General features: G+C 41.4%; 21 protein-coding genes. 12 read left to right on the forward strand and 9 right to left on the reverse strand.

What is annotated here, in order from left to right; genetic code table 11:
- Positions 1 to 44 precede the first annotated feature (44 nt).
- On the reverse strand, positions 45 to 1487 hold the full coding sequence (locus tag PY091_RS04965) for a T9SS type B sorting domain-containing protein (protein WP_275648590.1): 1443 nt from the start codon (positions 1485 to 1487) through the stop codon (positions 45 to 47).
- Between the two features lie 113 nt (positions 1488 to 1600).
- Positions 1601 to 3403 carry a T9SS type B sorting domain-containing protein gene (locus PY091_RS04970; protein ID WP_275648591.1) on the reverse strand — a complete coding sequence of 601 codons (1803 nt, stop codon included), beginning with the start codon at positions 3401 to 3403 and terminating at the stop codon, positions 1601 to 1603.
- A 133-nt stretch (positions 3404 to 3536) separates the two neighbouring features.
- Between PY091_RS04970 and folE the strand changes: the two genes are divergently transcribed.
- Positions 3537 to 4217, forward strand: coding sequence for a GTP cyclohydrolase I FolE (gene folE, locus PY091_RS04975; RefSeq protein ID WP_275648592.1), 681 nt, complete (start codon positions 3537 to 3539; stop codon positions 4215 to 4217).
- Positions 4218 to 4232: 15 nt separating this feature from the next.
- On the forward strand, positions 4233 to 5714 hold the full coding sequence (gene cysS, locus PY091_RS04980; RefSeq protein WP_275648593.1) for a cysteine--tRNA ligase: 1482 nt from the start codon (positions 4233 to 4235) through the stop codon (positions 5712 to 5714).
- Here cysS and PY091_RS04985 read toward each other — a convergent pair.
- Positions 5711 to 6574: an AraC family transcriptional regulator gene (locus PY091_RS04985; protein WP_275648594.1), complete on the reverse strand. Its 864-nt coding sequence runs from the start codon at positions 6572 to 6574 to the stop codon at positions 5711 to 5713. The two genes, cysS and PY091_RS04985, sit on opposite strands and share 4 nt — an antisense overlap.
- A 257-nt stretch (positions 6575 to 6831) precedes the next feature.
- Here PY091_RS04985 and exaC point away from each other — a divergent pair, with 257 nt between their 5' ends.
- The 8 genes from exaC (at position 6832) to PY091_RS05025 (ending at position 13899) form a co-directional block, all read left to right on the forward strand.
- Positions 6832 to 8355, forward strand: a complete 1524-nt coding sequence (exaC, locus tag PY091_RS04990) for an acetaldehyde dehydrogenase ExaC (protein WP_275648595.1) — start codon at positions 6832 to 6834, stop codon at positions 8353 to 8355.
- A gap of 1 nt (position 8356) precedes the next feature.
- On the forward strand, positions 8357 to 8743 hold the full coding sequence (locus tag PY091_RS04995; protein ID WP_275648596.1) for a DUF779 domain-containing protein: 387 nt from the start codon (positions 8357 to 8359) through the stop codon (positions 8741 to 8743).
- 62 nt (positions 8744 to 8805) lie between these two features.
- Complete coding sequence (gene yidD / locus PY091_RS05000) at positions 8806 to 9027, forward strand: membrane protein insertion efficiency factor YidD (protein ID WP_275648597.1); 222 nt, start codon at positions 8806 to 8808, stop codon at positions 9025 to 9027.
- A 67-nt stretch (positions 9028 to 9094) separates the two neighbouring features.
- Positions 9095 to 10057: a prolipoprotein diacylglyceryl transferase gene (lgt, locus tag PY091_RS05005; RefSeq protein ID WP_275648598.1), complete on the forward strand. Its 963-nt coding sequence runs from the start codon at positions 9095 to 9097 to the stop codon at positions 10055 to 10057.
- Positions 10058 to 10061: 4 nt separating this feature from the next.
- A complete protein-coding gene (locus PY091_RS05010; RefSeq protein WP_275648599.1) occupies positions 10062 to 10547 on the forward strand; it encodes a DUF192 domain-containing protein in 486 nt (161 codons plus the stop codon).
- Positions 10548 to 11072 carry a GNAT family N-acetyltransferase gene (locus PY091_RS05015; protein WP_275648600.1) on the forward strand — a complete coding sequence of 175 codons (525 nt, stop codon included), beginning with the start codon at positions 10548 to 10550 and terminating at the stop codon, positions 11070 to 11072.
- A 30-nt stretch (positions 11073 to 11102) separates the two neighbouring features.
- The gene (locus PY091_RS05020) at positions 11103 to 12353 is read left to right on the forward strand and encodes an ATP-binding cassette domain-containing protein (RefSeq protein WP_275648601.1); all 1251 of its coding nucleotides are present in this window, start codon (positions 11103 to 11105) and stop codon (positions 12351 to 12353) included.
- Between the two features lie 82 nt (positions 12354 to 12435).
- Positions 12436 to 13899 (forward strand): glycosyltransferase, encoded by a 1464-nt coding sequence (locus PY091_RS05025; protein WP_275648602.1) that lies wholly within the window; start codon positions 12436 to 12438, stop codon positions 13897 to 13899.
- A 73-nt stretch (positions 13900 to 13972) separates the two neighbouring features.
- Here PY091_RS05025 and secDF read toward each other — a convergent pair whose 3' ends face one another.
- Positions 13973 to 16939 carry a protein translocase subunit SecDF gene (secDF, locus tag PY091_RS05030; protein WP_275648603.1) on the reverse strand — a complete coding sequence of 989 codons (2967 nt, stop codon included), beginning with the start codon at positions 16937 to 16939 and terminating at the stop codon, positions 13973 to 13975.
- Positions 16940 to 17162: 223 nt separating this feature from the next.
- Positions 17163 to 18089, reverse strand: coding sequence for a malate dehydrogenase (gene mdh / locus PY091_RS05035; protein WP_275648604.1), 927 nt, complete (start codon positions 18087 to 18089; stop codon positions 17163 to 17165).
- Between the two features lie 244 nt (positions 18090 to 18333).
- Between mdh and PY091_RS05040 the strand changes: the two genes are divergently transcribed.
- The gene (locus PY091_RS05040) at positions 18334 to 18705 is read left to right on the forward strand and encodes a hypothetical protein (protein ID WP_275648605.1); all 372 of its coding nucleotides are present in this window, start codon (positions 18334 to 18336) and stop codon (positions 18703 to 18705) included.
- An 80-nt stretch (positions 18706 to 18785) separates the two neighbouring features.
- Here the strand turns inward: PY091_RS05040 and PY091_RS05045 are convergent, their stop codons facing one another.
- The 3 genes from PY091_RS05045 to asnB all read right to left on the reverse strand — a co-directional run bounded on the left by PY091_RS05045 (position 18786) and on the right by asnB (position 23734).
- Positions 18786 to 19796 carry a DUF6588 family protein gene (locus tag PY091_RS05045; RefSeq protein ID WP_275648606.1) on the reverse strand — a complete coding sequence of 337 codons (1011 nt, stop codon included), beginning with the start codon at positions 19794 to 19796 and terminating at the stop codon, positions 18786 to 18788.
- Between the two features lie 72 nt (positions 19797 to 19868).
- The gene (gyrB, locus tag PY091_RS05050; RefSeq protein WP_275648607.1) at positions 19869 to 21809 is read right to left on the reverse strand and encodes a DNA topoisomerase (ATP-hydrolyzing) subunit B; all 1941 of its coding nucleotides are present in this window, start codon (positions 21807 to 21809) and stop codon (positions 19869 to 19871) included.
- Between the two features lie 254 nt (positions 21810 to 22063).
- The gene (gene asnB, locus PY091_RS05055; protein WP_275648608.1) at positions 22064 to 23734 is read right to left on the reverse strand and encodes an asparagine synthase B; all 1671 of its coding nucleotides are present in this window, start codon (positions 23732 to 23734) and stop codon (positions 22064 to 22066) included.
- A gap of 240 nt (positions 23735 to 23974) precedes the next feature.
- On the opposite strand from asnB, the gene PY091_RS05060 reads away from it, so the two are divergent.
- Positions 23975 to 24508, forward strand: a complete 534-nt coding sequence (locus PY091_RS05060) for a DUF2911 domain-containing protein (protein WP_275648609.1) — start codon at positions 23975 to 23977, stop codon at positions 24506 to 24508.
- 110 nt (positions 24509 to 24618) lie between these two features.
- Here the strand turns inward: PY091_RS05060 and PY091_RS05065 are convergent, their stop codons facing one another.
- Positions 24619 to 26238 (reverse strand): amidohydrolase, encoded by a 1620-nt coding sequence (locus PY091_RS05065; protein ID WP_275648610.1) that lies wholly within the window; start codon positions 26236 to 26238, stop codon positions 24619 to 24621.
- Positions 26239 to 26254: the final 16 nt, after the last annotated feature.

A 26254-nucleotide genomic window follows, 5' to 3' on the forward strand; every position in this document is an offset into this window, starting at 1 on the left:
AAAGAAAATATAAGACAAGGTTGGAAGAAATTCCGGCCTTTTTTTTATCGCACCAACGAAAAGTGCCTACGAACAGAGGTAGCTACAAGAACACCTTCATTATCTTGCTCGTAATCCAATCTAAACCAATAATCGGAAGATGGCATATCCCTACCGTTAAAGGTTCCATCCCAACCAACGTTTACATCGATTTGTTTTAAAAGTTTTCCATATCTGTCAAATATGAACACTACTGGATTTATAAGCTCTTCCACTCCGTAGACATTCCAGTTATCGTGTATCCCATCACTATTGGGAGTAAAGAATTTTGGGTAACCAACCACCAAAAATTCTATTGGTTCGGTAATTCCACAACCGTTCTTATCGTTGATCACTACTGTATTAGTACCGGGCGGAACATCATAAAAAATTGGATCGTCCTGAAATTCACCTCCATTAATGGCGTACTCATAATTACCGTTCCCTACCGGAACAATTTCCACATTGTAAGGGTCGGTCTGATTACTGTTCACCAAATCATCAATCACACGGACCTCATCCAGCTCCGGTGTACCATAAAAGGTTATCAATACATCATCGGTTACCGTTGTTCCGAAAGTAGATGTTATCGTAACCCTATAACGTCCGGAGTTGGGACTGGAAACAATCAATTCTGTAGCTCCTGCTCCCGTGGCCAAAACAGTTTCATAGGTGCCATCATCGTCGGCATCCAATTCCCAAGTTATATCGGAAATACTTGGGCCCACAGGCGAATTTAATGCGGACAATGTAATATCCGGGTCGCCCTCACAGGCCACTATATCAAAACCTAAAAACTGATCACGCAGGGTACAATCCAATGCACTATCCTGATCGGCATCTACTGAGCTGCCGGTAAAGGTCAATATAAAATCTTCGGGTTCCTCGTCAAAATTGGTGTTGTAATTGTTAATGTACAGGTAATACACTTCACCTGCCGTAACATTCAACCATTCATCATAGGTGTTTTGACTTCCTTTTACAAAAGGAGCTCCTTCCCGCCCATCAACGGGATTAATACCAATACCGGTATAACCAGTATCGTTGTATTCATAATTACAGCGAATGGGTTGGGCGCTACCATCCCCAATTATGGTGCAGAAATTTTCGTTCGAAGTCTCATCAAAAGGACCATACAATGCAAAATCCCATTCAGCGGTTACAGGGCTTCCGGGGTTTACGGGTAAAGCTTCTATATCAAACCCTATTTGACCATTTGTTCCTGCTCTAAAAACGAACCAAGCCGTGTTGTTTTCAATATTCGCCGAACTCACACTTCCTTTTTCCAAGCAACCGGTTTGGGTAATTACTTCTGGGTCAAAGTCATCAATATCACCGCCTCCGTCCGTTGTTCCCATAATAGGGGCATCGGCGCAAACAGGAATTGCGGTCCTACAATCCGGTGAGTTTTGGGCGCTAACTATCTGGGCAAGAAACAGTATGCTGATAGCGCTAAATAGAGCTCTCATAGAATTTTGGGGCTAATGGTTATTCTACTTACAACCTGTATAACTCCATAACAGACCCTTTTAGTATGCTTTTAACGAAGAAATTTGTAGTTAATCGACAAACGGACAGCTTATTATCGCCTCAAAGAAAAATGACTCTGTAAATATTTGGCATATGTCCTATTGCCATCGTCGTCCAAATAAGATAGTTTAAACCAGTAATCCGTAGATGGCAGCGGCTTGCCATTAAAGCTTCCGTCCCAACCGGCATCAAAAGCATTCATTTGTTTTATAAGCTTTCCATAGCGGTCATAAATCGTAACGATTGGAGAGTTTAAAGTGGAAAGCCCTTCAATTTGCCAAGTTTCGTTGAGAACATCCCCGTTCGGTGAAAATATCGACATAAACCCGACAACAACAATATCCTCTTCAACAACGCCACAGCCATAAGGGTCACGCATGCTTACCGTATGAACACCTGGTGAGACCCCATCAAAAACATTACTGCCCTGGAATTCTCCCCCATCCATACTAAATTCATATTCCCCCATATTCTCCGTATTGATGGTGACGATATTGTTCACACTCATATCCTCAATATCTATACTGGAAATTTGAGGCATATTGGAAATATCAACGGTAATGGTTTTACTTGTTTCACAAACAACTCCATTGGATTGATGGGTAACCGTTAAGGTGTATTCTCCCTCCTGAGAAACTGTGATTGATGGTGTTTGCTCACCGGTACTCCATTGGTACACATAATTGAAATCGGGTTGCACCTCACCTATCTCCACACTTCCAACGGACTCACAGATAACGGCCCTTTCATCAAAATTTAGAATAGGGGTCTCAATTGCGTTTAAAACAAAGTTTTGGGAAGCATCAAAACAATCCGGATTGGCCAAGGAAGTAGTCCGAACATAAATAATCTCCGACCCTCCCATTAAAACATACTGCTTCTCCAATGGGTGGATTCCAGCATCTGCATCAATTTGCGAACTATGGTAGCTCACTATAAAATTATCCGGATCCATTCCCCCCAAGGCCTCGCTATTTTTAGTATTCAAGTCAAAGGTCATATCCACCTCATGGCAAAACGTTTCATCCGCCAAAGTTCCGGTAACGGGAACCTCATTGAACCCAACTTGCACATCACTCACCAAACTTTCTACAGAAGTGGTCACTACCACACGGTATTGCCCAGAGTCTTGTACGTTATAAGTAGCATTATTTTCGCCTGCGATCAATTGATAACCACTCCCCATATTACTGTACCATTCATAATTGATGGCACCCATGGTTGTGGCATCCAGTTCTACATTATCTCCCTGGCAAGCAGCGATAGGTGGTCCCAACAAATTACTCACAATGGAACAGTCCAAAGCACTATTGGGATGATCTGTCCAAATTTCCCCAGTAAACTGAATGGAAAAACCAGAATTTAAATTGCTAAAATTATTGATGAACAAGTAGTAGTCTTCTCCAGCCTCCACTTGAAGCCAATCCTCGTAGTGCACTGAATCCTCGATTCCCGTGGGGTCCTCGCCCACACCTATAAAAGAGGTGTTCTCACTATTGTCGAAAAAGTTGCAACGTATTGGGTCGCCCAAATTGTCACAATCGGTAGCCCTGTACAAGGCAAAATCCCAATCTTCGTTACTATTATGCCCAATATTGAAACCCAACTGTCCTGCCTCTGCCGTCCTAAAACGGTACCAGGCCGAATTGGATTCGATAGCACCGGTGGTAGTCTGTTCCAAACAACCACTAGAGGGAGCCCCATTAAAATCATCGGCACCATATCCATTGGTACCACCATTAATGGGCGTATTGCTGCAAATAGGTGTTGCATTGATACAATCTTGGGCCACCTGAGCATCCGCAGCTTGCCAAAACAGTATGAGTATTAAGGTCCTAAAGAGTGTTTTAAACATAAAAGACTGTAGGTTTGGGCATTATAAAAGTACCTTGACAGTACACTTAACAATAATTTATGTTGTCAAACGTCGGATAGCAGATGTTAAATCGGTCATTAATGTATATCTTTGCTCACCTTAAGCAATAGCTATGAAACTAGAGCAGGCATTGGAAGAACAATATGATGAAAGAGGAAACGACCATGTTGGTTCCTCATCGGATACCCCATTAAGGGATGATGCTTTTGTATTGAGCGACGAAGAAAAAATCGAAAGAATACAAAAAAGTGTAAGGGAAATTATGCTTACACTTGGCCTTGATTTGGATGATGACAGTTTAAAGGGAACTCCAAAAAGGGTCGCTAAAATGTATGTACAGGAAATTTTTGGCGGCTTGCACCCGGACAGGAAACCAAAATCATCAACTTTTGACAATAAATACAAATACGGTGAAATGTTGGTGGAAAAGAATATCGTGGTCTACTCCACTTGTGAGCACCACCTTCTTCCCATAGTAGGAAGGGCGCATATTGCCTATATCTCCAACGGTACCGTTGTTGGACTTTCCAAAATGAACCGTGTTGTGGATTATTTTGCAAAGCGTCCACAAGTGCAGGAACGAATGAACATCCAAATTGTCAAAGAGCTTCAAAAAGTATTGGGCACGGAAGATGTGGCTTGTGTAATCGATGCAAAGCACCTTTGTGTGAACTCTAGGGGCATACGCGATATCGAAAGCAGTACGGTGACCGCAGAGTATGGTGGAAAATTTAAAGAAGAGGCCACAAGAAGGGAGTTTTTGGATTATATAAACCTAGAAACCGAATTTTAAACACCAACCATTTAAATGCAACTTTATAAAGACCAAACCTTAAGAATCCATAATTCACTTACTGGAAAAAAAGACGTATTCGAACCCATAAACGAAGGTCATGTAGGCATGTATGTCTGTGGACCCACTGTTTATAGTAATGTTCACTTGGGCAACTGCCGTACTTTTATGTCTTTTGACATGATTTTCAGATACTTCAAACATTTGGGGTACAAAGTGCGTTACGTCCGTAACATAACAGATGCCGGGCATTTGGAAAACGATGCGGATGAAGGTGAGGACAAAATTGCAAAAAAAGCCAAGCTAGAGCAGATAGAGCCAATGGAGGTAGTGCAACGCTATACCGTTGATTTCCACAATACACTACAACAGTTTAATTTATTGCCCCCCAGCATTGAACCCACAGCCACGGGCCATATCATCGAGCAAATTGAAATTATAAAGGAGATTCTCGAAAAAGGTTTGGCCTATGAAGCAAATGGCTCTGTATACTTTGATGTTATCAAGTTCAATGAAAATCATGATTACGGTAAACTGAGCGGAAGAAAGTTGGAGGACATGATCACCAATACCCGTGAGCTTACCGCCCAGGACGAAAAAAGAAACCCTCAGGATTTTGCGCTTTGGAAAAAAGCCGAACCCCAACATATTATGCGATGGCCATCCCCATGGGGAGATGGTTTTCCGGGATGGCACCTGGAATGTACCGCGATGAGCACTAAATACTTAGGTGAAAATTTTGATATTCATGGTGGCGGAATGGACCTTAAGTTCCCACACCACGAGTGCGAAATCGCACAAGCCGAAGCCAGTACCGGAAAATCACCGGTAAACTATTGGATGCATGCCAATATGCTGACCCTGAACGGTAGAAAAATGTCCAAGTCCACAGACAACAACATCTATCCTGCCGAAATATTTAGTGGCAACAATAATATACTGAGCAAACCCTACACTCCCGCAGTAGTACGCTTTTTTATGATGCAGGCCCACTACACCAGTATTTTAGATCTTAGTGATGATGCCCTGCAGGCTTCCGAAAAAGGGTACAACCGTTTAATGGAAGCCCTTGACAACGTTGATAAATTAAAAACAAGTGGGAAGTCGGATTTTGATGTAAAAGCATGGCAGCAAAAATGCTATGAAGCCATGAACGACGACTTTAATACACCAATTTTAATAGCACAATTGTTCGAGGCCGTTAAACACATCAATCTTATAAAAGAAGATAACGAAACCATATCGGCAGAGGACAAAGACCTATTGGCAAGTTCGCTCAAAGCATTTGTATATGATGTCCTCGGTATAGAAAACCAATCCTTGACCAAGGATGATTCCAACACCCTTAACGGAGTAATGGAATTATTGATCGATATTAGAAACGAAGCACGGGCCAAAAAGGACTTTGCCACTTCTGACAAAATCAGAGATCAGTTGGTGGAATTGGGAATTCAAATAAAGGACGGTAAGGACGGAACAACCTTCAGCGTAAACTAGTGCTTTACGAATTTTGATTGGTACTCGCCTGGCGAAACATGAATTTTTCGCTTGAACAAACGGTTAAAATAAGAACGGTTCTCAAACCCACATTCCAAATAAATCTCCTTGATTTTCCTATGTGGATCTTTCAACAGGTTGATGGCCATTTTTATGCGTTCGCTATTTATATAGTCAATCGGTGTTACGCCCAATTCTTCCTTGAAAGTTTTATGAAAGTGGGATTCGCTCATACAGGCTTTTTTACTCAAATCACTGACAGATAAAGGCTCGTGCAAGTGCTGTGAAATATATTCAATTACATAAGCCAACCGATTGTTCGAACTTATTTTAGACGCATTTTGCATGTATTTTTCCCGGGTATTTCCCTGTAATATCCTAATAATCAATTCTTGCAACATATTGTCGACAAAAAAATCCTTGGACGGATGGTTTTCCGTAAACAGGTACAATAACCGTTGGATGATACCATAAATACTGGCATCATTTGTAAAATGATAGTTGTAATCCATCAATGCCCATTCGGTACCATCATGCTTTGGCATTGATTCGTTCATTAAATTGATGACCTTATTTATTTTCTCATCTGAAATTGCCATGGCCAAGCAACGTGTCGGATTCTCTTCGTTCGCCTCGGGAAAATCTATACACATAACTTCATTGGAAGGAAGTATTAAAGATTCACCAGGTAAAAAGTTAAAAGATTTCTTGTCACGCAGATGCATCACCTTTTTTCCGATCAACATTGAGGCAAGAACAGCTTGGTCAAATTGAAGAAGTACTTTTTCCGCCTGTAAATGCGTCTCGAACACATGCATCGATGCATTGTTCAACGTGTAGGAGGTTTGGTTCTCGACCAAATGTTCAAGCTTTCTTTCTTTAAAAAATTTCTCTGGCAACTGCATATAAACTACCTACTCCTTAATATATTATATAAATACTTACTAAATATAAAAATTATACTATGATATTTTGTTAAAAATATAAAAACAAAGAGAATCGGTCATGTCATTAATAGAATACGTCAGATGTACAGGATTCAAAATCAATACTTTTAGAATCAGTCACTTGAGCAAAGTGTAAACGAACTTAAAAATTAATTTTAACAACAAGTATTATGAGCAATGTACAAACTACTGAACAAAGTGTTTTGGAAAAACCAAAGTTCAAAGATCAGTATGAAAATTACATCGGTGGAAAATGGACCCCACCGACCAAAGGGGAATATTTTGACAATATATCCCCTGTAGATGGAAACGCATTTACCAAAATTGCGCGATCCACAGCAGAGGATGTGGACAAGGCCATCGATGCCGCTTGGGCAGCCGCGCCAGAGTGGAACAACTCCTCAGCAACTTATCGCAGTAATCTTTTATTGAAGATTGCCGATGTTATGGAACGAAATTTAGAGGTTTTGGCCCGTGCGGAAACTTGGGACAATGGTAAAGCCTTGCGTGAAACCCGTGCAGCGGATATGCCATTGGCCGTTGATCACTTTAGATATTTTGCCGGGGTTATTCGAGCAGAAGAAGGATCGGTAAGTGAATTGGACAGCAATACAGTTTCCATGAACGTTATGGAGCCACTGGGTGTTGTTGGTCAAATCATCCCTTGGAACTTCCCTATTCTGATGGCCGCCTGGAAATTGGCCCCAGCTTTGGCAGCAGGAAACTGTGTGGTGTTAAAACCAGCAGAGCAAACTCCTGTTGGAATCTTGATTTTGATGGAATTGATCGAGGATATCCTTCCTGCAGGTGTACTTAACATAGTTAACGGTTTTGGCCTGGAAGCAGGTAAACCATTGGCATCCAGCCCTAGAATCAAAAAAATAGCCTTTACAGGGGAGACCACTACTGGGCAATTGATCATGCAATATGCATCCAAGAACATTATCCCGGTAACATTGGAATTGGGAGGTAAATCACCCAATGTTTTCTTTGAAAGCATAATGGATGCCGATGACGAATTCTTCGACAAGTGCTTGGAAGGTGCTGTAATGTTCGCCTTAAACCAAGGTGAAGTATGTACCTGCCCATCCAGAATCTTGGTACAGGAAAGTATTTATGACAAATTCATTGAGCGTGTCGTGGAGCGTACCAAAGCCATTAAACTTGGTCACCCCTTAGACCCAACAACTATGATGGGTGCTCAAGCCTCAAACGATCAGTTCGAGAAAATTTTGAACTACATCCAAATAGGTAAAGAAGAAGGATGTGAAGTATTGGCAGGTGGTGAAGCAGCCTACAACGAAGGATTGGAAGGCGGATATTACATTCAACCCACTATCTTAAAAGGAAACAACAAAATGCGTGTGTTCCAAGAAGAAATTTTTGGTCCGGTAGTATGTGTCACTACTTTTAAAGATGAAGCCGAAGCTTTGGAAATTGCGAACGACACCCTATACGGTTTAGGCGCAGGGGTTTGGACTCGTGATATGCACCAAGCCTATAAAATCTCCAGACAGATACAAGCTGGTAGGGTTTGGGTAAACTGTTACCATAACTACCCTGCCCATGCACCATTTGGAGGGTACAAAAAATCTGGTATCGGTAGAGAAAATCATAAAATGATGCTCAGCCATTATACACAGACCAAAAACATGTTGATTTCCTATGACAAGAACAAATTAGGCTTTTTCTAGGATGGAAAATTTGATAAAACGCGTGTTGGTTTCGGACCAAGCCATAAAAATTATTAATCAGCTCAGGGAACGCCACGGTGAATTGATGTTTCACCAAAGTGGAGGCTGTTGCGACGGCTCCTCCCCTATGTGCTTTCCAAAAGGTGAGTTGATGCTCAATGAAAATGATGTAAAATTGGGCACCATCCACGGATGCGATTTTTTTATGAGCAAGGATCAGTTCGAATACTGGAAACACACACAACTTACAGTCGATGTGACCACGGGACGTGGTGCCAGTTTTAGTCTGGAAATACCGTTAGGACTCCGTTTTGTCATAAAGTCGAGATTATATACAGATGAGGAACGGGAACATTTAGAACCCGTGCAATCAGCTGAAGAAGTTTAATACAAGCCCCGACTTTGTCGGGGCTTTTTGCTACCTTGTATTTTCATTGCAGCTAAGATCTTATGAAGAAAATTTTGATAGCGCCGTTTATCCTCCTCGTGAGGTTTTACCAGCTTTTCATCTCCCCAATGCTCCCGTCTACCTGCCGCTATTCCCCAACTTGTTCGCAGTATACCTTGGAAGCTCTTAAAAAACATGGCCTGTTCAAGGGCGGCTGGCTCTCCATCAAACGTATCGCAAGTTGCAACCCGTGGGGAGGAAGTGGATATGACCCTGTCCCTTAAAAAATTGCGCTTTAATTAACACCGCCCAACCGTTCAAAGTAGTTATATTAGTCCAAAATTTAGATAAATGTATTTCCTCGGATTTGACTGGAACCCCGAAGGAACCCTTTTTAAATTGGGTTTCATACAGATAAAATATTATAATTTGTTATGGATTGCGGCCTTTGTTCTTGGCTGGTTCATCATGAAGAAAATCTTTGTGAATGAGAAAAAATCCATGGAAAAACTGGATTCCCTTTTTATTTATACTGTCGTCTCCATAATGCTTGGAGCCCGATTGGGACACGTTTTCTTTTATGATTGGGACTACTACAAAGATCACTTAGCTGAAATTCTATTGCCGATCCATGAAAATGCCAATAGTTCACTTTTTGGAATCATCAATGGATACGAGTTTACGGGTTTTACCGGTTTGGCAAGTCACGGTGCCACCATCGCGGCGATTATCGGAATATGGTTGTACACCCGTAAGTGGAAAGACATTAAAATGCTTTGGTTGTTGGACCGTTTAGTGATTCCTTCAGCCATAGGTGCTGCCTTTGTTAGGTTCGGAAATTTCTTTAACTCAGAAATCAATGGTAAAAAAGTGGACGAGTCCTATTTTTTGGCCACTCGGTTTATTCGAGATTCAGATGATATGCCCGCCTATCAAGCCATGGCGCTCACCAAGGAACAAACTCCGGGTGCCGCCTATAAGGCCATCCAGAACAATCCGGAATTTTCCGAGGTCTTACAAGCCATTCCATTTCGTCACCCAGCACAATTGTACGAAGCCATTTGCTACATTTTCGTATTTATTGCCCTATACCTTTTGTATTGGAAAACGGATTGGAAAAACAAACCAGGTTTCCTTTTTGGTTTGTTCATGGTACTCCTGTTCGTGGTTCGGTTCTTTGTGGAATTCTACAAGAAAAGTCAGGGTGGATTCGAAGACACACTTGGAATGCTCTCCACTGGGCAATGGCTCAGTATCCCCATGATACTTATCGGGGTTTACTTTATGATTAAACCTGCACCCGTAGAACTGTAACAGCATGGTACAAGTTGGAAAAATAGCAATATTGGCATTTGCCATCATATTTGCCTCTTGCAAAACGGAATCTAAACAATCCCTTAAAACAGAAACCATCTCCTTTACCAAGGAAGGTGAGTTAACTGTAATTTCTACTGAAACAGACTCTATAAAGGCCAGTTTCGATATTGAAATTGCTGAAACGGATTACGAGACCAAAACAGGTTTGATGTACCGAAAATCGATGAAAGAAGACCGGGGAATGCTTTTTATACAACCAACAGAGTCCCAGCAGTATTTTTATATGAAAAACACCGAAATCCCTCTGGACATCATATACATCAACTCGGGCATGAAAGTCGTGAGCTTTCAAAAAAACGCAGAACCCTTCAACGAGGCAACCTTGCCCTCTAACGCTCCTGCCAAATATGTATTTGAAATCAACGCGGGACTATCGGACAAATTGGGGCTTCAAGTCGGTGACAGCATCTCTTTTGTAAGGAATTAAATGTCAAAATATCTTTTAGAAAATCAATCTTCGGAACGATTGGTCTTTCGCAGACTGAAGCCATCTGATTTTGAAGATTGGCTGCCCTTTTATCACGACCCCAGATCTACCCAATACTGGGAAGGACTACCAACTGACCCGATTGAAGCTTGTAAAACTCAGTTTGACCGAATTTTTGAACGCTACAAAAACAATCTGGGTGGAATGAACGCTCTTATTTCCAAAGAATCAGGAGAATTGGTCGGTATCTGTGGTTTACTCGTGCAATCGGTTGACGACATACAAGAACTTGAAATCGGTTATTCCGTACTACCAACATTTTGGCGACAAGGTTTTGCGTTCGAAGCTGCAAAAAAATGTAAAGAGGTCGCTTTTAAAAATAACTTCGCCAAGTCTTTGATTTCCATCATCCATGTAGACAATCTGCCATCGCAAAAAGTAGCATTAAAAAATGGCATGTTGTTGGACAAAACCACCATCTACAAGAATAATCCAGTTCATATTTTTCGGGTGATGCAAGTATAATCGTAATTTTGAGGCCATACGTTTTAACCTATGACTCCAACCAAAAGTTACGCTATACTTACCCAGAACAATTCCAAAACCGACCAATTGGTAAAAGATATGCTTCGCAACAAAGCCATTGGTGAACTTGAGGAATTGCAAACCTTGAACGGTGTTCTTTTTTCACGATCGGAAATTAATCGGTACATGGATGAAGAGGAACGTCATGATATCAAAATATTGACAAAAGATAGCGACCAATACCTAAAAACCATGAGCAGTGGGGAGCAGAAAAAGGCATTGCTCAAATATTTGTTGGCACAGGACCCAGATTTTATGATCTTGGTCAACCCATTTGATAATTTGGATGTCGCCACACAAAGCAGTCTAAAAGAACAACTTTTACATATTGCTTCCAAAAAAATACTTGTTCAACTGGTGAGTAGGTTGGATGATATTTTACCCAATACAACAGATTTTTTAAAACTGGACGGTGAGATTTTACATAGGTATGAATCTCCCGAAGTCTTTTGGAAAGAAAACAAAACCGAGTCCATTAATTTTAATGGAGCCATTCCTGCACCCCTTTCCCCTGTTGATGTTAACCTAGAGGAACTGGTTAGTTTTAAAAAAGTCTCCGTTAGCTTTGATGGCCGCCAGGTATTGAATCAAATAGATTGGACCATCAAAAAAGGAGAGTTTTGGCAATTGATCGGACCTAATGGTAGTGGGAAGTCCACCTTACTCTCCATGATTACCGGTGACAGTCATAAAGGCTATGGCGAGGACCTCACGATTTTTGGACAAAAAAAAGGGAGCGGTGAAAGTGTTTGGGACCTCAAACAAAAAATTGGATACTACACGCCTGCCATCACCAATAAATTCCGTGGATATCACAGTCTGGAAAATATGATTATTTCTGGAATCCATGACTCTATTGGGTTGTACGTACAGCCTACCGATAGTGAAAAACAATTAGCTGGGGAATGGTTACATCTTTTAGACCTGAAAGATAGAAAAAATGACCACTTTCGGGATTTATCTGTTGGTGACAAACGCTTGGTTATGATGGCACGTGCCATGGTAAAACACCCACCTTTACTTATTTTGGACGAACCTACTGCAGGTTTGGACGATTCAAGTGCCAACTTGTTTGTAGCCTTGGTAAATAAAATTGCCAAGGAAAGTGATTCTGCCATTGTTTTTGTCTCTCATCGCAAAGAACCCCAGCTGAATCCCGAACAAATTTTTGAACTCCACCCAACCACAAATGGTTCTACCGGGGTTACAAACAACACGTAATGATTTAACCCACAACCAATTAACATACTCATCCGTTTTTTTGCTATCTTATAGGGAATTCAATCGTTAACCATTCCCTTTCATGCAAAAAATAAATGTAAAGCCAGGTGCCAAACTAGTGGACTACAAGGCATATGGCTCCCTCTATTCCTCTGTTCTAGACTTTATGGAACAGGCCAAAGACCCAATTGATTCCCTTAAGGGAAGAACTATTTGGATGATCAACTCCACAGCCATTGGTGGCGGTGTAGCCGAAATGCTTCCCAGTCAAATGCGCATATTGCGCGAATTAGGGGTATCCATTGAATGGCTGGTAATCGAAGCAAAAAAAGATGCCTTTTTTGATTTGACCAAGCGTATACATAATGCCATACATGGAAGTGGCAACGGTGTGTTCACAGAGGAGGACCGCAAAATCTACGAGGAAGTAAATCGCAATAACCTTTCAAAAGCGTTGGAACTCATTAATGATGGGGATATCGTTGTGGTCCACGACCCACAACCAATGCCATTGGCTGCGATGATAAAAAAAGAGAAAAACGTTTCCATAATTTGGCGATGCCATATTGGTTTGGAAGATGACACGGATGTAACGGATGCTGTTTGGAAGTTTTTGGAACCCTATACAAACGATTATGATCATTTTGTGTTCAGTCTTCCCTCCTACGTCCCCAAACCCCTAAAGAACAGAACTTCGATAATTCCACCGGCCATAGACCCTTTAAGCCACAAGAACCGAGAACTTCAATTACACAAGTGTATCGGTATTTTGTATCAATCAGGCATATTGGACGATCACAAGGCCATTCTTTATGATCGCTACGAGCACTTGGTTAGAAAGGTGATGCCCGATGGATCTTTTGATGTTCTGGATGCAGGCAAAAATTTAGATTTGATCTATCGTCCAATTGTCACGGAAATTTCACGATGGGATCGCTTAAAAGGTTTCAAGGAATTGATGGAAGCCTTTATTAAAATGAAATTGGACAACCGAAAATATGGGGATCCCGAAAGTTTGGAGTACAAACGTATTGAAATGACCTTATTGGTGATGGGTGGACCTGACCCTGCATTTGTCTCGGACGACCCCGAAGGCAAAGAGGTTTTAAAGGAATTGACCGAAACCTACAAGAAGGTGGATAAAAGTATGCAAAACGATATTGCCATACTGCTACTACCACTGGATAATCCCAAACAAAATGCATTGATCGTAAATGCGCTTCAGCGTACATCGAGCATTATTGTTCAAAATTCCATTCAAGAAGGATTTGGACTTACCGCCACCGAGGCCATGTGGAAAAGAAAACCTGTATTGGTTTCCAATGCTGCCGGTCTTAAATTCCAGGTAGTCCACAACAAGACAGGACAAATAAATCCTGACCCCACAAACATTGAGGGTTTGGCCAAAACTTTGGCCTATATGTTAAATCACCCCAAAGAAAGGGACAAATGGGGCTTTAACGGACAATTACGCGTCATTCAAAACTTTACCTTGTTCAGTCAATTATTGTCATGGCTAGAGACATTGTCCAACAACAAAGCCTAACAAAAGCATCAAAAAACAAAGGCCCTCAAAATTGAGGGCCTTTATTATAAAGTGTAATAAAAAAAACGAAAAACTATGCTCCTGTAGCAGCAGCAATTTTCTTCTTTAATGAGTCGAACATTACGGGTGTTGCGATAAATACAGAAGAGTAGGTACCTACAATTACACCTATAATCATTGCGAACATAAATCCTCTTAAGCTTTCACCTCCAAAAATGAAGATGGCCAACAACACGATCAATGTGGTAAGCGAGGTATTCAATGTTCTACTCAAAGTACTGTTCAAGGCTGCATTTATATTTTCTCCACCTTTAAAACCTTTAAGCCCTGTAATTTCACGAATACGGTCGAATACTACCACCGTATCGTTCAGGGAATAACCGATTACCGTTAGAATGGCGGCAATAAAGGCTTGGTCGATTTCCATATTAAACGGCATAATACTACCGGTTAAGGAGAATATACCCAATACGATCAATACATCGTGGAATACCGCAACAACGGCACCCAAAGAGAATTGCCATTTTCTAAATCGCAATAGAATGTAAAGGAAAACCACAGCCAAAGATCCTATAATGGCCAATATGGCACTCTTTTTAATATCATCCGCGATAGTTGGCCCTACCTTACGGTATTTCAAAACTCCTAAGTCCTCAGAGGTTCCGCCTGGTTTGAAGTCATCATAGCTGGTACCATCAGGGAAATACTTTTGAAGATGTGTGAACATTTCGTTCAAAATTTCAGTATCCACCTCAGGACCATTTTCTTCGAACCTATAGTTTGTGGTAATTATAATCTGATTGGCGGCACCAAAGGTTTTAGCATTTGTTCCACTACCAAAAACTGAATTCAGGTCACCAGCAATTTCTGATGGGTTCACCGCTTGCTCAAAACGGATTTGATAAGAACGTCCTCCTACAAAGTCAACACCTTGTTGAAGTTTAAGCGTAAACAATGAAATGATACTTACAGCTACCAAAATTCCAGAGATAACATATGCAATCTTGCGCTTGGACAAAAAGTCTATGCTCAAATTTTGGAACAAGTTCTTTGTAATACCAGTACTGAAATCCAATCTACGACCTTTTTTGTTTGTGTAGGCATTGATCATTAATCGGGTTACAAAAATTGCTGTAAACAAAGAGGTTACAATACCGATCATCAATGTAGTGGCAAAACCTTTAATAGGTCCAGAACCAAAAATAAAGAGGATAATTGCGGTTAAGCCAGTGGTAATGTTGGCATCCAAAATAGAAGAAAGTGCATTACCAAAACCATCAGCAATAGCTTGGGCCTTTCCTTTTCCTCTCTCCAATTCTTCTTTTACCCTTTCAAAGATAAGTACGTTGGCATCCACCGACATACCAATGGTCAATACGATACCCGCGATACCCGGCAATGTCAATACAGCTCCTAAGCTAGTCAAAACTCCAAATATCAACAGGATGTTGAACAACAATGCGATATCTGCGAAAACCCCTGCTCTTCCGTAATAGAAAATCATCCACACCAATACAAATAGCATGGCGATAACAAAAGACATCAAACCACTGTTGATGGCTTCTTGACCCAATGATGGTCCTACCACAAAGGAATCTATAATCTCTGCAGATGCAGGAAGTTTACCTGCACGCAATACGTTGGCAATATCTTTGGTCTCGTTTACCGTAAACGTACCTGTAATTTCTGAACGTCCTCCGGAAATTGGTCCTGAAGAAACACCTGGGGCTGTATATACCTTGTTATCCAAAACAATGGCAATACCTGTTTGATTGTTGTAAGCATCACCGGTCAATTCTTCCCACTCTTTGGCACCACGTGTGTTCATGGTCATGCTTACTGCGGGCTTATTGAATTGATCAAAGGTATCCTGTGCATCAGAAACTACATCTCCACTAATTCTTGGAGTACCCTCTCTATTCGATTTAAGTGCATATAAATCAACAACCTCTGCGTCTTGCGACGGGCGCTCCCAAAGGAACTTGGTAAATTGAATATCATTTGGCAACAATCTTTTTATCTCTGGCATTCTCAAATACCCACCTAACTCGGCAGTATCTGAAACCATCGCACGGGCAATGGCATGGCTACCTGGATTAGCAGGAATCAATTTGCCCAAAATAGGATTGGTCTCCACGGACATATCAAGAGAGTCCTGAGACACATCGGAAAGTAGAGAATCTATCTCCGATTCGGGTTTGGCAACTTCTTCCTCAGTAGCTTTTGGCTCCAAAATTTCTTTTAGTCGCTCATTGGCATTTACCAAGAAGTTTCCAATACTTTGATTGGTCTGTGGGTATGTTTCCCAGAACTCCAATTGTGCAGTACTGGACAATAGCTCTTGAGCCCTTGCAATATCTTTTGCACCTGGAAGCTCAACAACGATCCTTCCTGAGTTACCTTCCCTTTGAATGTTTGGCTGGGTCACCCCAAAACCGTCAATACGCTCACGAAGTACCTCGAATGCAGAAACAATGGATTCATCAATTTTTCTTCTGATGATAGGCTTTACCTCATCATCCGACATTTGGAAATTGATATCATCGCTAAGCCCTTTGTTTGCAAAAATATCGGGAGAAGCCAATTTGGTATCTCCTTTAATATTATCAAAAGCCTCGAAGAAAAGCTCCAAATAAGTATCATCACTATTGGTAGATGCTTCATCGGCATCGGCCAAAGCTTTGTTGAAAACCGGGTTTTTGGTATTGTTGGCCAAACCTTTCAAGATGTCCTTCACGGAAATCTGCAAGGTAACGTTGATACCCCCCTTAAGGTCCAATCCTTTGTTCAACTCTTTAGTCTTGGCTTCCTCATAGCTCGTAAAGCCCAAAACAGTGTTGTCACTGATGGAGTCCAAATACGATGCCTCTAAAGCTTCACGCTTTGCAACATAGTCTTCCTCAGCTTCCGAAATTTGGCTAACTGCATAAGCCTCAGCGTCTCCCTCCAACTTGTTAGTGATGAAAGTATAAGACAACTGATAGATGCTCACCAAGCCAAAAAGGATAGCGAAAAGCCTTATAAGTCCTTTATTCTGCATTGATTGTTAATTTTTTAGAAGTTTTCTTAAACAGCGTGCAAATATATCATTTCCGATAAGATTTGACAATAGAAATTGATGTAATTGCAATTACGGTTGATGGTTATGCTGTTAAAATGAAATTGTCATTCCGGACAGATCTCGAAAACTCCATGCAAATTGATGGAAAATTTTCGGTAGACTACGCCCGAAATGACAATCCAGTTGGTTATTGTCTATGTGTTTAAACCTCTAACAGTCCGTTGGTTTTCTTAACGCCTTCGGCACTTTCTTGCATTTTTGCCTTTTCAGCATCGGACAATTCAATCTCAACGATTTTCTCGATTCCGTCCTTGCCCAAGATTACTGGTACACCAATACAAATATCATCCAAACCATATTCGCCTTCCAATAATGTGGAACATGGGAACATCTTCTTTTGGTCGCATGCAATGGCCTGTACCAAGCCAGAAACGGCAGCTCCTGGAGCGTACCATGCACTAGTACCCAACAATCCGGTCAAAGTGGCTCCACCTACCTTGGTTTCTTCCACAACCCAGTTCATTTTCTCTTCGGATAGGAACTCGGAAACCTTAACACTGTTTCTTGTGGCATGACCGATCAAAGGAACCATACCTTTATCGCTGTGACCACCGATTACCATACCGTCAACATCGGAAATTGGCGCTTCTAGCGCTTGGGCCAATCTATACTTGAAACGCGCACTATCCAATGCACCGCCCATTCCAATAATTTTGTTCTTTGGCAATCCTGTGGCCTTGTGTACCAAATAAGTCATAGTATCCATAGGATTACTCACCACGATAATGGTTACGTTTGGAGAATGCTCCAATAAGCTGGTAGCTACTGTTTTAACGATTCCAGCGTTTATACCTATCAATTCCTCGCGGGTCATCCCTGGTTTACGTGGAATACCAGAGGTAATTACTGCGATATCACTACCGGCAGTTTTACTATAATCGTTGGTGCTTCCTGTGATTTTGGTATCAAAACCGTTCAAAGAGGCCGTTTGCATCAAATCCATGGCCTTTCCTTCAGCATAACCTTCTTTGATATCCAATAAAACAACTTCTGCTGCAAAATTTTTCATTGCTATGTACTCAGCACAGCTTGCTCCAACTGCGCCTGCTCCAACTACGGTAACTTTCATTTGTATAGATTTAAATTTTAGTCTTCAAAAATAAGGCATTTAAGGCAGAAATATGCTGACTTTTACCAGTTTTAGACGGCTCTTGGTTACAAAATGTGCTAAGTTGATATCGGTTTATGATATGTAAATGAGGCGTATTTTGGCAAAACCATATTCCGGACGTAAAATATTGAGCTTTTTATACAATAGTTTCCTACAAACTTACGTTCTATTAGTCCCAAAATCATTTTAACCTACTTGACCTATGAAAAAGCTCTTTTCATTGTTGTCCATTATTGGCATCATTGCCGTAAGCAACTGTACACGAGTACCGGACAACCACGACCCTATCTTGGGTATTTGGGCAAGAACCGAATCCCCCGATCTTCAAGAAAAAAACTCCAATACCATTCGTGAAGAGTGGATTTTTAACGATGTATATTTAGGTAGGTACCAAAAATATTCCAATTCCGAATTGATTTTTTATACCGATTTTAAATGGTCCGAACAAAACGGAACCTATTCCATTATTTATGGTGATCCCGAAGTAACGGATATTACTGTAAACTTGGAAAAGACTCAAGAACCAGAACAATTGACCTTGGGTAATGGCTCGGTCTTCGCCACCAGGGAATGACGTGAAGACTACATATATGAAAATAGGAGGCCCCTTTTACGGGGCCTTCTTTATTTTTGGTCGGTTGATTTGGTGGTTTTCTATCTGAAACCAAAGTTTACACCAAAGGTAAAGGTGCTGAATTCAGATATATTGTATTCTGCATTGAGCCTAAAGAACCCAAGTTTTAATTTTGTACCCAAATTGGCGGTTACCCCACTGACACTTTCAGAAACAGAGAAAGGATCAACAACCGTTTCTGAGAAAAAAGGTCCATTGGCCTCATAAGTCCCCAATAAATCAATGTCGGACTTGCCGGTAATATAGCCAACACCTCCGTAAAAATTGATCACTGGGATATTTTTGGTGGATACTACTGCGCTAAAATTCCATGTTTTAAAAGATGCATCGATGCGCTGATCACTGCCATCTATCGTGGAGGACTCCGTAAAATCGTATTCTCCATTTAAATTGGTGTACCCTATTACTGCAGAAATAGCAACGGGCAACACTTTGTCCGCCGGCAACATTTTAGTAAAATCGTATTGAAGACCCGCTCCGAACATTCCAATCTTGGCATCATCGTCAAACTTGATTTTTGGCAAAAATCTTGCTTTGACCTCCAATCCCTTTATTAAACCAACGCTCCCTTGAAGATATCCGGAGGGAATAAAATTCAGATCCTCTGCGGACAACCCAGTTGGCAAATTGAATTCTTCACGGAACAGACCACTTTCGTCTTCCACAAAAACAGTAACGTCCTCTATATCACCCAAACCTGTGGCGACCATTCTAGCTTGGCCAGGGTTATTTACAAAATCCAAATTTTCATATTCGGCAGGGTCGAGTAGAAAGGCTTTTTTATCGTCCTTATTTTTAAATCCTGTAATATTTCCGATCAAGGAAATCTCAAAGCCTCCGAGAGATTTCGCATCGGCAGTGTTATACCAACCATTGGATATACTGTAAATAGATGCTTCGGACACCGGAGCCAAATAAGCATTGGCAAAACGTTCGGCATCTGCTACACCGGAAACGAATATATCGTTCAAATCTTGGGCCCTACCTGCAAAAACAGACACTAAGGCAAGTGCAAAAATTATTCTTTTCATGATGTGAGATTTTTCCCAAAACTAAAAAACTCGCCTTTTTAGGGCGAGTTTTTGTTGTGAAATACCTCATATCTATGCGTCTATGTTCGCATAAACGGCATTTTTCTCTATAAATTCACGTCTTGGTGGCACTTCGTCCCCCATCAACATAGAGAATATTCGGTCTGATTCTGTAGCATTATCTATGCTCACTTGGCGCAATGTCCTAAACTCCGGGTTCATAGTAGTATCCCAAAGTTGTTCTGCATTCATCTCTCCAAGACCTTTATAACGTTGTATGCTTGCTCCACCGTTCATCTCTGCATTTATGGCTTCACGTTCCTTTTCGTTCCATGCATAGCGTTTTTTGGAACCTTTCTTGAGCAAATAAAGTGGAGGTGTTGCGATATACACATGTCCGCCCTCAATCAACTCCCTCATGTAACGGAAGAAAAATGTTAGAATCAAGGTCTCAATGTGGCTACCATCAACATCCGCATCACACATTATGACAACTTTATGGTATCGGAGCTTTTCCAAGTTCAATGCTTTACTGTCCTCTTCGGTACCAATGGTAACTCCAAGAGCAGTATAGATATTCTTGATCTCTTCGTTTTCGAACACTTTGTGTTGCATGGCTTTTTCAACGTTCAAGATTTTACCTCGTAACGGAAGTATCGCCTGAAAATTTCTGTCCCTACCTTGTTTGGCGGTTCCACCTGCGGAATCTCCCTCTACCAAGAACACCTCACATTTGGAAGGGTCTTGTTCCGAGCAATCGGATAATTTTCCTGGCAATCCACCAACACTCATTGGATTTTTGCGCTGTACCATTTCCCGTGCTTTGGCAGCAGCGTGCCTAGCTTGGGCTGCCAACTTCACCTTTTCAACAATTTGCTTGGCATCATCCGGATTCTCTTCCAAATAATCTGTCAGCATTTCGGAAACAGCTTGACTCACGGCACTGGTCACCTCTCGGTTACCCAATTTAGTTTTGGTCTGTCCCTCAAATTGTGGTTCCGCTACTTTTACAGAAACTATTGCAGTAAGTCCTTCACGAAAATCATCACCGGATATTTCGAACTTTAGCTTATCCAACATACCGGAATTATCGGCATACTTCTTAAGCGTAGTGGTCAAACCTCTTCTAAATCCGGAAAGGTGCGTACCCCCTTCGTGGGTGTTGATATTGTTTACATAGGAATGAAGGTTCTCGGTATAACCTGTATTGTACACCATGGCCACCTCTACAGGGATACCATTCTTTTCCCCTTCCATGGAAATAACATTCTGAATCAAAGGCTCCCTGGTACCATCCAAGAATTTGATGAATTCCTTTAGTCCTTCATCGGAGTGAAAGGTCTCTGAAACGAATTCTCCTTTTTCATCCTTATTTCTCTTATCCGTAAGCGTTATGGTAACCCCTTTGTTCAAATAGGCAAGCTCTCTCATCCTATTGGCAAGGGTCTCGTAGCTATACTCGGTAGTTTGGGTAAATATGGTATCGTCGGGAACAAAAGTTACAATGGTACCTGTTTCCTTGCTCTCTCCAACACTTTTTACAGGATATAGGGTCTTACCTCTTTCATATTCCTGTTCCCACACTTTTCCGTCCCTATAAACGGTAGCCTTTAAGTGGGAAGACAATGCATTCACACAGGATACACCAACTCCGTGCAATCCACCGGAAACTTTATAGGAATCCTTATCGAACTTACCTCCGGCACCGATTTTGGTCATAACGACCTCCAATGCGGAAACACCTTCCTTTTTATGAAGGTCCACAGGAATACCCCTACCGTTATCTTGGGTGGTTATAGAGTTATCCTCGTTGATGATTACATCTATCCTATCACAATGACCGGCCATGGCCTCATCTATGGAGTTATCCACCACTTCGTACACCAAATGGTGCAATCCCCTGACCCCTACATCCCCAATATACATGGAAGGTCTCATACGTACGTGCTCCATTCCCTCAAGGGCCTGGATACTATCCGCGGAGTATTGTTTCTTGTTAGCTTCTTCGCTCATATATTTTCAGTATTTGCCTCAATTTTTTCAAATCTTACAAATATAAACAATACCCCATGGAAATGGTCTGAAAGACCTCTAGGAAGAGGGTAAGTTATCAACAAATCCTGTGGAAAACAGCCTGTTTCAGCAGGATTTTCTTTATCAGGCTTACAGCAACTAAAAAGCCCCTTGGGCAAGGGGCTTTTACGGACTAATTAAAATGAAACAAATAGATTTACTGCTTCATATCGTTTGGTTGGTTTAAACGGGGGTTATTTCACATACGCATCGGTGTGAACCTTAGCCACAGCTCGTCCCGATGGGTCGTTCATATTCTTAAAGGCTTCATCCCACTCCAAGGCAATCTTGGTACTACAGGCCACGGATGGCTCCTGAGGCACGCTCAATGCCGCAGCATCTGAGGGGAAGTGACTTTCAAAAATTGTACGATAATAATATTCTTCTTTGGATGTTGGTGTCTGAATAGGAAACTTAAAATGTGCGTTCTCCAATTGCTCGTCGGAAATCTCTTCTGCCACCAGTGCTTTCAACGTATCGATCCAACTGTATCCTACACCATCCGAAAACTGCTCTTTTTGTCTCCAAGCCACGCTTTCGGGCAAATAATCTTCAAATGCCTTGCGAACCACCCATTTCTCCATACGTTCGCCATTGATCATTTTATCTTTTGGGTTAATGCTCATGGCCACATCCATAAATTCTTTGTCCAAGAATGGAACACGTCCTTCAATGCCCCATGCCGCCAAGGATTTGTTGGCTCTTAAGCAATCGTACATATGAAGTTTATCCAGTTTTCTTACGGTCTCTTCGTGAAAATCCTTTGGACTTGGCGCTTTATGGAAATAAAGGTATCCTCCGAACAGCTCATCTGCTCCTTCGCCCGAAAGCACCATTTTGATTCCCATAGATTTTATTACACGGGCCATAAGGTACATTGGAGTGGAAGCTCTGATCGTGGTGATATCATAGGTCTCCAAGTTATAGATAACATCCTTTATGGCATCCAAACCTTCTTGAATGGTAAATTTGATTTCGTGGTGCACAGTGCCAATATGATCAGCCACTTTTTGTGCCGCCGCCAAATCCGGAGAACCTTCCAATCCTACGGAGAAAGAGTGCAGTTGAGGCCACCATGCGTCTGCCGTATCTCCAGATTCAATACGTTTTTGAGAATATTTTTTAGCAATCGCTGATGTCACGGACGAATCCAAACCACCCGAAAGCAATACTCCGTAAGGCACATCGGACATTAACTGACGGTGAACAGCAGCCTCCAATGCTTCTTTTATCTTAGCAATACTGGTCTCATTTTCCTTTACTGCATCATATTCCATCCAGTCACGCTTGTACCATCTTACAAATTCTCCATCCGAACTGTGCATATAATGTCCCGGAGGAAACAACTGTATCTTGGAACAAGTGCCTTCCAATGCTTTTAGCTCAGAAGCCACATAAAAGGTTCCGTTCTTGTCCCAACCAATGTACAATGGGATAATCCCCATATGATCACGGGCTATGAAATATTCGTTTTTCTCCGAATCATAAATGGCAAAACCAAAAATTCCGTTCATTTCATCCACAAAGTCAGCTCCTTTTTCTTGATAAAGTGCCAAAATCACTTCACAGTCGGATTGTGTTTGGAACTCATATTTTCCATCAAACTGCTTTCTCAACTCTTGATGATTATATATTTCGCCATTGGCTGCCAAAACTAGTTTACCATCTGCACTGAACAGTGGTTGTTTTCCTGAAGCAGGATCCACAATGGCCAATCTCTCGTGGGCCAAGATGGCTTGGTCATCAGCATAAATTCCACTCCAATCCGGCCCTCTATGCCTAACTTTCTTCGACATCTCCAACAGTTGGGGCCTAAGTACTTCCGTACTTTCTTTTACATCAAATGCGCATACAATACCACACATAAAAATAAATTTAGTAACAATTTTAAAACAAAAATGAGTCCAAAGATTAATATATAAAAGTCTTAATTAAAAAAAGATAACATTTTGTAATTTTTTTGTCCATATAAACAATCAATTGTAATTTTTTTTACGTTTTATGCTTTTAACCCGAACGCTTTGTAAGGTTGATTAATTTTTGCGTCTGTATATTTATATCAATTTTATAATTAACTAGTTTTACAAGGAACTTAAATCACAATCATGAAAAAACTAACATTACTACTTTTGGTGTTTTGCACCAGTTTGGCATTCACTACCGAAGCAACTGCCCAGAAATTTAGCGGACTTGACAAAAGTCCTGCCGATATAGCTTTTTATCCAGCTAGCTCTAGGGAAGCCGACAAATCTGCACGTGTTATCTATAGCCGTCCACAATTAAAAGGACGTAGCTTGGCGGAATTGACCCCTGTTGGGAAGGTTTGGAGAACCGGTGCAAATGAAGCAACAGAAATTACATTTTACAAAGATGCCACTGTTGGAGGCAAAAGTATAAAGGCTGGTTCCTACGCTTTGTTTTCTATCCCTGGAGAAAATGAGTGGACCGTTATCTTGAACAGCAATCTACACCAATGGGGCGCTTATTCTTATGATAGCGATGGCGATGTGGTTCGTGCCACAGCAACCGTTTCTACAGACAGCGAAGAATTGGAAGCATTTGCTATTGCTTTTGATGATGATGGAAACTTGGTCATGGGCTGGGGAACTACAAGGGTTACCTTGCCTATCAGCTACTAATGAGTTTTAGCGTTAAAAAAAATAAAAGCCCCATTTTGGGGCTTTTTTTATTGTTCTTTGTTCTGTAAAAAGTTTTGATTCTTCACTTTGTTCAGAATGACAACAGGATATTATTTCTTCTGAACACCACCCAAGAAAACATGCTCTGCGCTTACATTCGGAATCTCTTCAGATGGAATCGTCATGATATCATCGCTCAATATTACAAAGTCAGCGAATTTACCAGGTTCAATACTGCCTTTTTCACCTTCCTCAAAATTGGAATAAGCTGCCCAAATCGTCATACCCTTTAATGTTTGTTCCCTGCTCAAGGCATTCTCCATCTGAAAACCACCTTCGGGATATTGTTCCACGTCTTGACGCGCCACTGCAGCATAAAAAGTTAAAAAGGGACTCACTTGCTCTACGGGAAAATCAGTACCCAAAGCTACCAAGCCCGCTTTGTTCAACAAGTCTTTGTAAGCGTACGCGCCTTGTACACGCTCGGAGCCTAACCTATCTTCCGCCCAGTACATATCACTGGTAGCATGGGTCGGTTGAACGGAGGGAATGATTCCTTTTTCGTAATAATCAAAATCGGAAGGAGAAATTACCTGTGCGTGTTCTACTTTCCATCGGCGGTCGGTTTTTCCTTCCAAAGCTTTGTCATAAGCGCGAAGCACTACAATATTGGCAGAATCACCAATAGCATGCGTATTCATTTGATAGTCTGTCGCTGCAATACGTTGTGCCAGCGCTTCAATCTGATCTACAGGGGTTACCATGGCCCCAAAATGACCTGGCTTATCCGAATATGGCGCTCGTAATGCGGCTCCTCTGGAACCTAAAGCCCCATCGCCATATACTTTTACAGAACGAACATTGAGTCCTTCTGTTCTGATGATACCCTTATTCAAAAAGTAATCTAAATTCTCTGGATAATTGGACACCATCGCATACACTCGAATGGATAGCTCACCAGCTTGTTGTAGACTATCGATCAACTCGATAATATCTCTGGACAGACCAGCATCGTTTACCGTGGTCAATCCATAACCCAAGGATATCTTTTCAGCATCTTTAAGTGCTTGAATTTGTTGTTCTTTGGTCAGTGGAGGAACAATAGGATCGATAAGTCCCATTGGATTGTCCACTAAAACACCTGTTAGCTCACCGTTTTCCTTTACGATTTCACCACCTTCGGTTACCGTATCAACGGTTATACCTGCCAAATCCAATGCTTTTTGATTGACCAAAAGGGCATGCCCATCGATACGGCGCAATGCCACTGGTGTGTCCGGAAACAATTCATCCAATTTATCCTTTGTCGGGAATTCCTTCACTTCCCAATCGTTTTGGTCCCATCCCCTACCTAGAATAAAGTTTGATGGACGTTCCGCTTGAAAGGCAACTACTTTTTCCAAGACTTCATCAAAACTTTGGGTGCCCACTAAATCCACAACTTGCTGGTTCTGTCCCAATCCATAAAAATGGCAATGTGCATCAATAAGACCGGGAACTATGGTCTTCTCCTCTGCATCCATCTGTTCTTTGGCATTATATTTTTTTGAAATTTCATCGGAATTGCCAACGGCAACAAACTTCCCGTCTTTGATGGCTATACTGGATGCTTTGGAAAAATCAGCATCTACCGTGTAAATGTTTGCATTGGTAACAATTAGGTCCACTTCTTCTTTGGTAGTGCAAGAAAACACCAAAAAAGAGGTTGCTAGAAAGAGTAACTTTTTCATGAATGATGGTTTCCAC

Origin of the sequence: Flagellimonas okinawensis (assembly GCF_029194005.1) — a bacterium.
Lineage (GTDB): Bacteria > Bacteroidota > Bacteroidia > Flavobacteriales > Flavobacteriaceae > Flagellimonas > Flagellimonas okinawensis.